Annotated in this window: 6 protein-coding genes; 4 read left to right on the top strand and 2 right to left on the bottom strand. The window is 70.3% G+C overall.

Annotation, left to right across the window (positions count from 1 at the left end; genetic code table 11):
- Positions 1-175: 175 nt before the first annotated feature.
- The 4 genes from ACFYXF_RS50450 to ACFYXF_RS50435 all read left to right on the top strand — a co-directional run bounded on the left by ACFYXF_RS50450 (position 176) and on the right by ACFYXF_RS50435 (position 5,977).
- A complete protein-coding gene (locus ACFYXF_RS50450; protein ID WP_389360906.1) occupies positions 176-1,297 on the top strand; it encodes a nitronate monooxygenase in 1,122 nt (373 codons plus the stop codon).
- A complete protein-coding gene (locus ACFYXF_RS50445) occupies positions 1,294-2,037 on the top strand; it encodes a 16S rRNA (uracil(1498)-N(3))-methyltransferase (protein WP_389360904.1) in 744 nt (247 codons plus the stop codon). Before ACFYXF_RS50450 ends, ACFYXF_RS50445 begins: the two co-directional genes overlap by 4 nt.
- Positions 2,038-2,109: 72 nt before the next feature.
- Positions 2,110-2,685: a hypothetical protein gene (locus ACFYXF_RS50440; RefSeq protein WP_389360902.1), complete on the top strand. Its 576-nt coding sequence runs from the start codon at positions 2,110-2,112 to the stop codon at positions 2,683-2,685.
- A gap of 70 nt (positions 2,686-2,755) precedes the next feature.
- Positions 2,756-5,977, top strand: coding sequence for a S41 family peptidase (locus tag ACFYXF_RS50435; protein WP_389360900.1), 3,222 nt, complete (start codon positions 2,756-2,758; stop codon positions 5,975-5,977).
- A gap of 72 nt (positions 5,978-6,049) precedes the next feature.
- Here the strand turns inward: ACFYXF_RS50435 and ACFYXF_RS50430 are convergent, their stop codons facing one another.
- Both ACFYXF_RS50430 and ACFYXF_RS50425 read right to left on the bottom strand, forming a co-directional pair.
- A complete protein-coding gene (locus tag ACFYXF_RS50430; protein ID WP_389360898.1) occupies positions 6,050-6,406 on the bottom strand; it encodes a hypothetical protein in 357 nt (118 codons plus the stop codon).
- Between the two features lie 40 nt (positions 6,407-6,446).
- Entirely contained in the window at positions 6,447-13,343 is a 6,897-nt protein-coding gene (locus tag ACFYXF_RS50425) for a polymorphic toxin-type HINT domain-containing protein (RefSeq protein ID WP_389360896.1), read from the bottom strand.
- Positions 13,344-13,386: the final 43 nt, after the last annotated feature.

The following is a 13,386-nucleotide window of genomic DNA, read 5'->3' as shown; positions in this document are numbered from 1 at the left end:
GAACGGCCTCGTCCTCAAACGCCGGACGGGCTGGTAGTCAGCCCCTCCGGCGTTTGAGGAGCGGGGGTTCGGGGGCGGAGCCCCCGAGGATGGGAACGGGTAGGGGCGGCGGGGGCGAGGAAGCTGCTTCAGGGCTGATTCGGACCTTGTGCTGGGGACGTGACAACATGCCGTCATGTCCTCCGCGCTGACCGATCTCTTCGTTCACCCGATCGTGCAGGCCCCCATGGCGGGCGGCGTCTCCGTCCCCCAGCTCGCCGGCGCCGTCGCCGAAGCGGGCGGGCTCGGGTTCCTTGCCGCGGGGTACAAGACCGCCGACGGGATGTATCAGGAGATCAAGCAGCTGCGGGGGATCACCGGGCGCCCCTTCGGCGTCAACCTGTTCATGCCGCAGCCCGAGTACCCCGGTGCAAGCACCGGCTCCACCGGAGCGGCTGACGCCGCGCCCCCTTATGGCGCCGCCGTCGAGGTCTACGCCCATCAGCTCGCCGGCGAGGTCACCTGGTACGACACCGAGCTGGGCGACCCGGACAGCGGGCGCGACGACGGCTACGACGCCAAGCTCGCCGTACTGCTCGACAACCCCGTACCGGTCGTCTCCTTCCACTTCGGGGTGCCGAGTCCCGACGTGCTGGACTCCCTCCGCCGCGCCGGCACCTTCACCCTCGTCACCGCCACCACCGCCGACGAGGCCCTCGCCGTACAGCGGGCCGGGGCCGACGCGGTGATCGTGCAGGGTGTCGAGGCCGGCGGGCATCAGGGCACCCACCGTGACAATCCCGAGGCGGACGGTTCCGCCGTCGGGCTGCTCTCCCTCCTCGCCCAGGTGCGCGAGACCGTCGACCTGCCGCTCGTCGCCGCCGGCGGGATCATGCGCGGCAGCCAGATCGCCGCCGTGCTTGCCGCGGGTGCCAGTGCAGCCCAGCTCGGCACCGCCTTCCTCGCCACCCCGGAATCCGGCGCCCACGCCCTGCACAAGCAGGCGCTGACCAACCCGCTCTTCGTCCGTACGGAGCTGACGCGCGCGTTCTCCGGCCGGCCCGCCCGGGGGCTGGTGAACCGTTTCCTGCGCGAGCACGGCCCGTACGCCCCCGCCGCCTACCCCGAGGTCCACCACCTCACCTCACCGCTGCGCAAGAAGGCCGCCACGTCCGGCGACGCACAGGGCATGGCGCTGTGGGCGGGACAGGGGCACCGGATGGCCCGGGAGCTGCCGGCGGGCGAGCTGGTGGCTGTGCTGGCCGACGAGATCGCCGCCGCTCGGGCCGCGCTGCTGGACGGGGGCGAGGCGTCGTGACCGCGCCGGTCTTCGTCGTTGAGCAGGTGCCCGACGTACGGCAGTTCCTCCTTGACGGTCCCGAAGGGCGGCACGCGGTCTCCGTGAAGCGGCTGCGGGTCGGCGAGGCCGTCGTCCTCACCGACGGGGCCGGGCGCTGGGCCGAGGGCGAGGTCGTCGGTGTCGAGGGCAAGGACCAACTGACCCTGCGACTGGGGGCGTTGGTCGAGGAAGCCCCGGAGTCGCCCCGTATCACCGTCGTTCAGGCGCTGCCCAAGGGCGACCGGGGCGAGGTGGCCGTCGAGACGATGACCGAGACCGGTGTCGACGCCATCGTTCCCTGGGCCGCCTCCCGGTGCATCACCCAGTGGCGCGGTGACCGTGGGCTGAAGGCTCTCGCCAAGTGGCGGGCCACCGCCCGGGAGGCCGGCAAGCAGTCCCGCCGGGTGCGTTTCCCGGAGGTCGCGGACGCCGCAACGAGCAAGCAGGTCGCCGCACTTCTCGCCGACGCCGACTTCGCCGCCGTACTGCACGAGGACCGTGAGTACGGGAGTGCGGCGCTCGCCACCGCCGAACTGCCGTCCGCTGGTGAGATCGTGCTTGTGGTCGGGCCCGAAGGGGGCGTCTCCCCTGAGGAGTTGGCCCTCTTCGAGGAGGCGGGGGCGAAGGCGTACCGGCTCGGGGCCAGTGTGCTGCGTACCTCCACCGCCGGGACGGCGGCGACGGCCCTGTTGCTGGGCCGTACCGGACGCTGGTCCTGAGTCCCGTCCCGACTCCGGTCCTGTCCGTTTACGCCCTTCCGTGTCGGGCGGGACGGTGGCAGGCTGCCCTCCATGGGGGCCTTGAGGCGGATTTCGCATCGGCCGCGCGGGCACCGCAGGGCGGTCGCGGTGGCCGGACTCGTGGTGGCCGCCGTGAGCGGTGTCGTCGCCTGTGACCCCGGTGGGCTCACTTCGGCCACCGTCTCCCTCACCACCGACCAGACCGCGACCAAGGAGCTGGAACGGCGGAACGTGGACGTCCAGTGGCTCACCTGCACGGCCTCCGTCGACGGCAACAAGGCTTCCGGCTCCGGGAGTTCGCCCTCCGCGACGGTGAACACCGTCGCGAGCGTCGACTGTCAGGGCGAGACCGGGGACGGCAAGGACATCACCGTCACCGGCAGGGTCACCCGGGCCGTCGACGGCCGATGCGTACGCGGGGACCTCACCGCCAAGGTCGACGGCAAGCAGGTGTTCCGCGTCACCGGCCTCGGCAACTGCGACGCGCCCACCACACCGACGTACACCCCGCCCGTCACCTGGAACCCGCCGGACAACGGCGAGCCCGGGCCGACCGTGACCGTCACCGTGACGAAGACCATCTGGTGCCAGAAGGATCCGAACTGTCTGCCCGTCGAGGGCAAATAACGATCCCGCGCGCGTAAGGAACTGACCGAAACCCCTGTCCAGTGGCGTGATCGCTGCTTAGGGTGATCGGGTGACTCAGCCCTCTTCGCCTGCGTATCTCCGGTTTCCGCATCTGCACGGCGACTCGGTCGCCTTCACCGCCGAGGACGACGTCTGGGTCGCCCCTCTCGACGGCGGCCGGGCCTGGCGCGTGAGCGCCGACAACGTGCCGGTGACCCACCCCCGTATCTCCCCGGACGGCACCCGTCTCGCCTGGACCTCCACCCGCGACGGCGCCCCCGAGGTGCATGTCGCCCCGATCGACGGCGGGTCCGCCAACCGGCTCACCTACTGGGGCAGTTCGAGGACACAGGTGCGCGGCTGGACCCCCGACGGGCAGGTCCTCGCCATCAGCACCCAGGGGCAGGCCAGCCTCCGCCGCTCCTGGGCCCGGGCGATCCCGCTCGACGGCGGCCCGGCGACTGTCCTGCCGTACGGGCCCGTTGGGGATGTCGCCCACGGGCCCGCGACCGTTCTCCTCTCCGCTCCCATGGGGCGTGAAGCCGCTTGGTGGAAGCGGTATCGGGGCGGTACGGCGGGCAAGTTGTGGATCGACAGGGAGGGCGGAGGCGAGTTCGTACGGCTGCATGCCGACATCGACGGGAACCTTGAGTATCCGGTCTGGGTCGGCGAGCGGATCGCCTTTCTCTCCGACCACGAAGGGGTCGGGGCGCTGTACTCGTCCCTGGCGGACGGGTCCGATCTGCGGCGGCACACGGGCGTCGACGGGTTCTACGCCCGGCATGCGGCGAGCGACGGCAGTCGTGTCGTGTACTCCTCCGCCGGTGAGCTGTGGATCCTCGACGATCTCGACGGGGCCGAGCCGCGACGGCTCGACATCCGGCTCGGCGGGCAGCGGGTCGATCTCCAGCCGCATCCGGTCAGTGCCTCGCGTTGGTTCAACTCCGGGGCGCCCGACCACACCGGGCGCGGCAGCGCCATCGGGGTGCGCGGGTCCGTGCACTGGGTCACCCACCGGTCCGGGCCGGCTCGCGTCCTTGCCTCCGGGCATGGCGTACGGGCCCGGCTGCCCCGCGCCTTCCGCGTGGACGGCGAGGAGTGGGCCGTGTGGGTGACGGACGCGGAGGGCGACGACGCGCTGGAGTTCGCGCCGGCCACCGGGGTCGCGCCGGGGGCCACTCCGCGTCGGCTCGCCGCCGGACAGCTCGGGCGGGTCCTCGGGCTCGCCATGGCGCCCGACGGCAGCCGGGCCGCCGTCGCCTCCCACGACGGGCGGGTGCTGCTCGTCGAGCGGGAGTCGGGGGAGGTGCGCGAGGTCGACCGCAGCGGTGACGGTGATGTGTCCGGGCTGGTCTTCTCGCCGGACTCGGCGTGGCTGGCCTGGTCCCATCCCGGGCCGCGTCCGCTGCGTCAGCTCAAGCTCGCCAACACCACTGATCTGTCGGTCACGGAAGCGACTCCGCTTCGGTTCCGGGACTATTCGCCCGCGTTCACGGTCGACGGCAAGCATCTGGTCTTCCTGTCGGCGCGGTCCTTCGACCCCGTCTACGACGAGCACGTGTTCGACCTGGCCTTTGTCGGCGGTTCGCGTCCGCATCTCATCCCGCTCGCCGCGACCACGCCCTCGCCCTTCGGGCCGCAGCGGCACGGGCGGCCCTTCGAGGCGCCGGACAAGGACGAGACCCCGGACAGCGAGGGCGCCCCGGCCACCCGTATCGACCTCGACGGGCTCGCCGACCGCATCGTGCCGTTCCCGGTCGAGGCCGCCCGCTACACCAACCTGCGCGCCGCCAAGGACGGGGTGCTGTGGCTGCGCCACCCGGTGCGGGGGGTGCTCGGCTCGTCCCGGGCCACTCCGGACGACCCCGACCCCAAGACCGAGCTGGAGCGGTACGACCTCGCCCAGCAGCGCATCGAGCACCTCGCCGGGGACGCCGACCACTTCGCCGTCAGCGGCGACGGGAAGCGGGTGCTGCTGTGGACCGACGGCAAGCTGAAGGTCGTACCGAGTGACCGGCGCGCTTCCAACGACGACGAGAGCGACACGAACATCACCGTCGACCTGTCGCGTGTCCGGCAGTCGGTCGACCCGGCCGTCGAGTGGCGGCAGATGTACGACGAGACCGGTCGCATCATGCGCGACAACTTCTGGCGGCCGGACATGGGCGGGGTCGACTGGGACGGCGTCCTCGACCGCTACCGGCCGATCCTCGACCGCGTCGCCACCCACGACGACCTCGTCGACCTTCTCTGGGAGGTCCAGGGCGAGTTGGGCACCTCGCACGCGTACGTCACCCCGCGCGGCGGATACGGCAGCGGTGAGCGGCAGGGGCTCCTCGGCGCCGACATCTCCCGCCACGAGGAAGGCCCCGAGGGCCCGGCTGCCCTGTGGCGCATCGACCGCATCCTGCCCGCCGAGACCTCCGACCCCGACGGGGTCTCCCCGCTCGCCGCACCCGGTGTCGCGGTGCGTCCGGGCGACGCGATCGTCGCCGTCGCCGGACAGCCCGTCGATCCGGTGGCCGGGCCCGGCCCGCTGCTCGTCGGTACGGCGGGCAAGCCCATCGAGCTGACGATCTCGCCGTCCGGTGGCGGTGACTCGCGGCACGTGGTCGTCGTACCCATCTCGGACGAGGAGCCGTTGCGCTACCACGCGTGGGTGACGGACCGGCGGGCGTACGTCGCCGAGAAGTCGGGTGGGCGGCTCGGGTATCTGCACGTCCCCGACATGCAGGCGCCCGGGTGGGCCCAGATCCACCGTGATCTGCGGATCGAGGTCGCGAAGGAGGGGCTGGTCGTCGACGTCCGGGAGAACCGGGGCGGGCATACGTCCCAGCTGGTCGTCGAGAAGCTGGCGCGGCGGATCGTCGGATGGGACCTGCCGCGCGGGCTACGGCCGTACAGCTATCCGGAGGACGCGCCCCGGGGGCCCGTCGTCGCTGTCGCGAACGAGTTCTCGGGGTCGGACGGGGACATCGTGAACGCGGCGATCAAGGCGCTGGGGATCGGGCCCGTGGTCGGGACCCGGACGTGGGGCGGGGTCATCGGCATCGACAGCCGCTACCGGCTGGTCGACGGGACGCTGGTGACTCAGCCCAAGTACGCGTTCTGGCTCGAGGGTTACGGCTGGGGCGTGGAGAACCACGGTGTCGATCCCGACGTGGAGGTCGTGCAGGCTCCGCAGGATCATGCGGCCGGCCGGGATGTGCAGCTGGACGAGGCGATCCGGCTGGCGCTCGAGTCGCTGGAGGAGCGGCCGGCGAAGACGGCTCCGGGGATGCCGGAGCTGTAGGGCACCTCGGGTCGCGGAGGCGCGAATGAGCCGCCCACACGCTGTGGGCGGCTCATCGTTGTTCGCTACGGGTCAGGTGCCCGGCTGCGTGGCTCCTACGCGGAGGAATTCACCATAGATCCGATGCAGCAGAACCGCATACCGACAATGGTCCTCGACAGCTTCGCGCTCTTCCGCGGTCATGCCCTCGGTGAATCTTTCCAGGCGAGAGATGATCCCTTCGAGCGAACCCATGACGTCCGCCCGGGACGGCTCGAACACCCCCCGGTCGACAAAAAGGATCACCTGGGTCACATGTTCGTCGGCGGCTGCCAGGTCGCCATGAATGAGTGCCAGGTTCTCGCCCGCGCGCAACAGATTCTGACCGCGGCGCAGACCGGGGAACGGCAAGCTCCGCCAGAGAGCGTAGTCCTCCATGAAATCCGACATCGACTCGACTCCTCCTCTCATTTCATCTCCTCCTATCGCTTCATTGGTCGGGGCCATACCAGAAGGTCACGGGCTTGCCGTCGGGGCCGATGATCCCGCCCTTACCCGTCTGAGGGTCCACGTATTTGAATCCGCGCGACCCGTCGGTCAGCGTCTCCAAGCTGCCGTTGAGCCCTCTCTTCCCTCCTGGCTGCGCAAGACCCGTCGCCCAGTCCTTCGCGTCCTGGAGATACTGCTCGCGCGTGAAACCGCGTGCCTTCGCGTGCTTGTCCCAGTGGAATTCGAACTGCTCCTGCGAGGACCTGCTGCTGGGGTTGTTGAAGACGTTGTCGATTTCCTCGGGGCACAATCCCGCGTTGTGCACCAGCACGGGCACTGTACCGGCGAGCACGTAGTACGTGTGCAGGTCATCGACCGTGAGGTTGTACGTGCGGGCGTGGTCCGCGTACGCGTGGTTGCCTGTGACGACGACGGTGTCGCCCTCGTCCGTACGCAGCGTCATGCCCGGCGCGAGGTCGCCCGCGGCGATCCAGTCCCTCTCGGACGGTGACCAGAAGGGGTGCTCGTGGGTCGCCGTCAGTTTCTCGACGCCGTTCTCGGTGGCGATGGACAGCTCGTTGAAGTGCTTGTCGCTCTCGGTGACGATGAGGCGGACGACCTTGCGGGCGCCGGTCTCGCCCGTCTTCGGATCGGTCGCCAGGACCTCGTCGCCGAGCTCGATGTCCTCGATGTCCTTGGTGGAACCGTCGGCCATCTGGACGTCCGTGCCGGCGAGGAAGCACTTGCAGCCGGGTTTCGGGATGTCCGCGTCCTTCGCGGTCTTCTTGCTCGTGTCCTTCAGCAGCTTCTTGGACAGCGACTTGAGCAGACCGGGAAGGCTGAACAGGCCCGCCACCTCGGCCACGTCGTCGCCGGTGTCGTATGCCTGGGAGTCCTTGTCGACGCCCTTGCCCTCGACGAAGTCGTCGTACGCGTCGGTGGGGGCGCCGCAGTCCTGGAACCAGCAGCTCGGGGTGAGTTCGGCCAGGGCCTCCCAGCCCGCGAGCAGGTTGTGGCCGAAGCCGGCCGCGGAGTCCTTGAAGGACCCCTCCGCCCGTGGGTCCTCGGGTTCCACGTTGGTGTTGCAGCCCGGTTTGTACGCCGGATACGTGGCCGAGCAGTCGGTGCCCGTACTGGAGGAGCCGCTCCCGTAGCTGCCGGTGCCCATGGTGGACATGCCGCCAGAACTGCTGGAACCGGAGGACTTGTTGGAGACGTAGTTGTAGTACGCGACGACGAGTCTGACGATCGCGACGAAGAGCGCGATGAGGGCGAAGAAGAACTTGCCGTCCGGGTCCGCGAAGGTCACCGGGTTGTTGTTGCTGTAGGCGTACCCGTTGATCTGCTGCGGGTCCTTGAGGTCCGCGACCGGGTCGACGCTGACGAACCGTCCGGTGGACGGGTCGTACTCGCGGGCGCCGAGATGGGTGAGTCCCGTCGGGTCCTCGATGCCGTCGACGAAGCCGCGTTCGCCGACCCAGGCGGTCGCGCCCGTGCCCCGGTCCTCGCCGAACGGCTTCATCTGGCGCCGGGTGACGTTCTGGGTGGCCGCGTCGATCTGGATGTTCGCCGTGCCGTTGTGGTCACCGGCGATCCAGGTCAGCCCCGTGGTCGTCCGCACGGCGACGGTCTCGCCGCCATGGCCGTAGTAACGGGTCGCCCGGACCGCACCGGTCGCCTTGTCGAGCCGTAGTTCGGTCTCGCCCAGGTAGAGAGTGGTGCCGCCGGAGTCGCGGCGGATGAGCCGCTTGCCATCGGCGTCGTTGAGGTACTCCGTGGTCGACTTGTCCGCCTCGGTGACCTTCTCCAGGCTGCCCTCGGAGTTGAAGGCGAGATCCTGGGTCTTGCCGCCGACGGTCCTGAGGTCGGTGTTGCCCGCCTTGTCGTAGGTGTAGCCGGTGGCCGCGGTGACCGTGCCGTCCTTCTTGGTCTCGGTGGAGGCCAGGGCGTGCGGGCGGGTCTGGTCGGCCGTCTTGTAGACGTACGAGGTGGTCTCGCCGGACAGATGGTCGGTGGACGTCTTGCGGTTGCCGGCGCTGTCGTAGGTGAACGACTGCCAGTACTTGCCGGGACCGCCCACGTTGGCCGTGGCGGGCACGGTGGCGCAGTCCGCCGTGGTCGTCCAGGCGGACTTCAGCCGGCGGTGGCCGTCATAGGTGAAGCACTGACGGTCCGTCGGGCTGGTGGCCCTGTCCTCGATCTCGACCGGGTTGCCGGCGGGGTCGTAGCGGTAGTACGCGTCCGCGTCGGTGCCGGTATGGGTCTCGGACACCACGTTCTGGCGGGCCAGCCGCTTGGTGCCGGTCTCGTAGGACCTGTTGATCTCCGTCCAGTCCGCCGTCGAGGAGACCCCCAGCGTGGTGCGGATCTGCTCGCCGGCCGGCAGGTAGTCCGTGTTCTGGACGATGCCGGTGAGGCCCTTGAGGGTGTCCGGCATCCGCTGCTCGGTGTAGCCGTACTCCAGGACCTCCTGGCCGAGGCCGCCCATCGCGGGGATGGTGCGCTTCTGCAGGGTGCCGTCGAGGTTGAAGGCGTTGGTGATGGTCCAGGTGCCGTTGGTGCCGGCCAGGGCCCCTTCGGTCTTGCTGACCGTGTACTGCTCGTTCAGGACCCGGTAGATCTTGTCGTACTTGGCGTTGGTGGTCGCGTAGACGCTGCCCGCCTTTCCGCCGACGTAGCGGATGGCCGAGGTGAGCTGTCCCTTCGCGATGGAGTCGTACGTCCAGCGCGCGAGGTACTTGGCGTCCTCGGGCGCGGGAGCGCCGTTCACCACCGGCACCTTGCCGTCGAGCTTGCCGGTGGTCCGGCCGAGCAGGTCGTAGGTGAGGCCGATGGTCTGCTGCCGGGCGTCGGTGGTCGCGACGACCTGGTCGAGGTCGTTGTACTCGGAGGAACCGGCGCCCGAGTCGGGGTCGGTGACCTCGGTCTGCCGGCCCAGGAAGTCGAAGCCGTACGACCAGGTGTTGCCGTCGTCGTCCTTGACGGAGGTGAGCCGGTCGGCGTGGTCGTAGCCGTAGGTGAGGCGGCTGGCGGAACCGGTCGCCCTGTTGCCGTCGTACTCCAGCTTCTCGACCAGCCGGCCCCGGGCGTCGACCTTCTCGCGCACGGCGGGCGCTCCGGTCGGCGGCTCGACGGTGGTGGTGTCGCCGTTGTAGGTGTGGGTGGTGCGGGAGAACTCCTTCTCGTTGGTGAGGACCTTCTCGATCACCGGCCGTCCGGCACCGTCGTACACCGTCTCCGTGCCGGCCGGGGCGGCCGTCAGCAGATTGGCGAGCTTGCCCGAGGGCGCGGTGGTGTCGATGTAGTCGGCCGAGGTCGACACGGTCAGGCCGCGCGTGTCGTACTTGGTCTCGGTGATGGTCCGGCCCGTGCCGGACGCGGCCGGCGACTGGGTCTGGCGCAGCCGCAGCAGGCCGTCGTAGATGGCGTACTCGGTGCGGTACGAGGTGCCGTCGTTGTTCAGCGACTTGGTGGCGACCCAGGACGCGTCGGTGTTCTGGATCTTGTACTCGAACTTGTGCGTGGGCGTCTGCCCGGAACCGCGGTCACGGTCGGCGAGCCATACGTCGGTGAGGCGGCCGAAGCTGTCGTACGCGAGTTCCGTGCGGTTGCCGTTCGGGTCGGTCGTGGCGGTCCGCACACCCCAGTCGGGCGCGAAGTCGGTGCTGGTGGTGTGGTCGAGGGCGTTGGTCTCGGTCAGCCTGGTCAGCGGACCGCCGGCGGCCGGGGTGTACTCGGCGTGTTTGGTCCGGGTGCCCTTGGTGTCCCAGCTGTCGACGAGGCGGCCCAGCGCGTCGTACTTGCCGGTGCTGACCGTCTGGAGCACGGCGGTGCCGTCGGCGTTGTAGCCGGTGACCCGCTCCTGCCGGGTCGCGTCGCCCTTCGTCGGCGCCTTCCCGTACGCCTGGTCGTCGTAGGAGGTCCGCAGGTCCGCGATCACGTCGGTGGTCTTCGGGTCGCCCGTCCTCTTCGGCGTGGCATCGCACCCGGTGGAGACCTTCTCCGCGCGCTTGGGCAGCGACCGGATCCAGGCCGACTCGTTGACGGCGTACTCGGTGACGACACAGTCCTTCTCGCCCGCCGCGTCCGTCTCCTCCTTCAGCGGCAGACCGCTCGTCGGGTCGTACGTCGTCGACTTGGTCGTCGTCAGCGCGGTGCCGCCGGTGACCGCGGTGCGGGTGACCGAGGAGGCGGTGCGGACCAGGTACGCGTTGACCGTGCCGTACGAGTGCTTGTCCGTGGCGGTCGTACGGGACCAGGGGGTGTTGACGGTGCCGCTGGTCTCGGCGCCGTCCACGCCGTTGTACGTGATCTGTTCCCGGACCTGTCCCGCGAACTGCTCGGAGTCCGTCTTCGCGACGCCCTGGGAGTCGGTGACCGTCTCCTTGCGGGGGGTGTCGCCGGACTGCTTGTCGCCGTCCATGCCCCGGTAGTAGAGGGAGGTCGACTTCGAGCGGGTGCCGGAGGGCTCACCGGTGGTCGTGGTGACCTTCTGGTAGCCGCGCCAGATGCCCCAGGTGCGGTACTTGGCCTGGGTGATGGGCGACTCGTCGTCGTACGCCCACGCGCCGCCGCCGCTGTAGGTGTAGTCGGTCTGCTTCAGCGGGGCGCCGCCGTACGGGTCGGACTCGGTGACCTGGGTGACGACGTACTTGTGGAAGAAGTCGGTGCGCGGCTTGGGGTCCGTGCCCGGCGTCGGGTTGGACGGCGGGATCCACTTGACCGGGTAGCAGCGGCGGGTGTTGGTGTCGAGCGCGGACGGGACGTCCGTGCCGGCGACGCAGTCCTCCTTGGAGTAGTTGACGGTGAGCTTGGAGCCGGTCTCCGAAGTGACCGTGCGGACCCGCCACTTGATGAAGGGGGCGACATCGTCACCGGTCCTGTCGACCCGGTTGTGCAGCTGGACGCCGCTGAAGGTGACCGCGGGCAGGGACGCGTCGGTGCCCGCCTTGCCGGTACGCCTGATGGAGTCCAGCCACAGGCCGGCGTCCGAGCCGTCGCCCGGGTCGGGGAAGGTCTGCCCGAGGTGCCAGGCGTTGACCGCGCGGTAGTCGGTGTCGGCGCTGCCGGCACCGTCGTACACCTGCGTCGTCACATCGGTCAGGCGCTTGCGGCTGAAGAACGACGGGCTGGGCTGGTCGGTGCAGGGCTTGTCGGCCGCGCAGATCTGGTCGAACGGGACGTCCGGCCAGGCGTTGCGGTTGGCCGAGGTCAGCGAGCCGCACGTCTCGCCGCCCGAGACCGGCAGGCAGCGCTCGGCGACCGTGAACCGCACGCGGGCCGCGGCCGGCTGGGTGGTGGAGAAGACCGTGTCGGTGCGCTGGCCGTAGTCGATGCGCTTGAGCCAGCCGCCGCGCACGTACTCGGTGCCGTTGCCGGTGGTGCCGTTCTTGGCGTAGTGGTTGAGCTCCTTGTCGTACCAGTACGTCATGACGTTGCCGTGCGGGTCCACGACGTAGTCGAGGTTCCACCGCCAGGCCTGGGTCTTGGCGCGGCCGGAGAAGGCGTCGCCGGAGGAGTAGCCGGGCTCACCGGAGTCGTCGCCGAAGACCGGGAGCGTCCACACGGAGTTGGTCTCGTCCTTGCCCGAACTCCAGCCGGGCAGACGGTTCTTGCCGAAGACGTACTGGGTGCCGTCGGTCGAGGTGACCGTCCAGAACTCGCCCTTGTCGCCCGTGTCACCGTCGTCGCCGTTGACGGCGCCGGTGTCGTGGATGACCCGCTCGCCGTCGTCGCTCTTGGGCCGCCACTTGCCGCCCTCGTTCACCAGGGGCGTGGACTTGCCGTTGAGGACGAGGGAGGCGTTGTCCTCCTTCCAGCACTGGTCGTACTTCTTGTCCTGGCCGTCGTCCTCGCAACTGCCGTACGCCCGCTCGATGTACGAGGTCGACAGGTCGAAGCCCTCGCCGACCCAGGACGGCTGCGCGCTGGTGGAGGAGGTGCGGCCGTCCACGCTCTGCGCGGAGTAGCCGATGGACAGGCTGGGGGCCGGACCGGCCGGGGCGGGCGGGGTCTCCAGCGGGTAGTTCCAGGTGAAGTCGCCGTTGGAACCGCCCGCCGACCAGGTGGAGGAGGACGCGAGCGGGGTGGCCTCGTAGGTGCCCTGGTCGGAGCCGGCGGCGGCGGACAGGGCCAGGACCATGGCGGCGGGCCCGGCCTTGGCCGCCCTGCCGGCCGTGTTCGCCTTCGGGACGGTGACCTGCGCGGTGACCGTCTCGGTCTCGCCGTCGTTCTCCGACGCGACCGGGGTGGTCCTGCGGCACTCCGCCTTCTCGGGCGTGGTCAGCGCGCACGCGGGGAGGCCGACGAGACGCAGGCGCGAGGACCAGTTGCCGCTGTAGGCGTCGGCGAAGGAGCTGTAGTCGACGGTGGCGCCGAGGCTCGCGGCGCCCGTGTCGCCGTCCGCGCGGGCGACCGTGAAGACCAGGCCGTCGATGCCGAGCCGGTCGGTGGTCTTCCGGTCGAGGACACGGACCCGGGCCTCGTCGGGGGCCTCGGCGGCCTTCGCGGCCTTGGCGCTGGGCCGGGCGAGCGCGATGGGCAGCCCGGCGGCCCTGACCGTCTTCGCGCTGTTCTCCGGCGGCAGGTCGACCGTCACCGCCGACGCGGTCGGCCACGTCACCTTGGCGCGGGCCTTGGCGAGGGTCTTCCTGGCGGCGGCCACGGTCGGGTCGTGGACCTCGGTGACCTTCGGGTCGAAGGGCTCGGCCTTGCCGTACCCGGCCTTCGGCAGGGCGGTGTGGTCGCGGTCCTCGTCGGCGGCCAGCGCCGGGGCGGCGCTCAGCAGGGTGGCGACGACCGCCGTGGACAGGGGCAGGACGACGGACGCCAGCCGGCGCCGGCTCGCTCTGCTCCATGCCCAGCTTTTGGGCAGCAGTGAGCTGTTCCTGGACAACACGTGGAGGTTCTCCCGGATGAGAGGTGTGTGGAGGTGTGCCGGG

The organism is Streptomyces sp. NPDC002680 (assembly GCF_042889145.1).
GTDB lineage: Bacteria > Actinomycetota > Actinomycetes > Streptomycetales > Streptomycetaceae > Streptomyces > Streptomyces adonidis.
The sequence above is the reverse complement of the archived record's forward strand: the minus strand, read 5'-3'. Positions and strand labels throughout refer to the sequence as shown.

Coding starts and splice junctions, on each gene's coding strand:
- ACFYXF_RS50450 (WP_389360906.1), top strand. CDS start 176: ATGTCCTCCGCGCTGACCGATCTCTTCGTTCACCCGATCGTGCAGGCC.
- ACFYXF_RS50440 (WP_389360902.1), top strand. CDS start 2,110: ATGGGGGCCTTGAGGCGGATTTCGCATCGGCCGCGCGGGCACCGCAGG.
- ACFYXF_RS50430 (WP_389360898.1), bottom strand. CDS start 6,406: ATGTCGGATTTCATGGAGGACTACGCTCTCTGGCGGAGCTTGCCGTTC.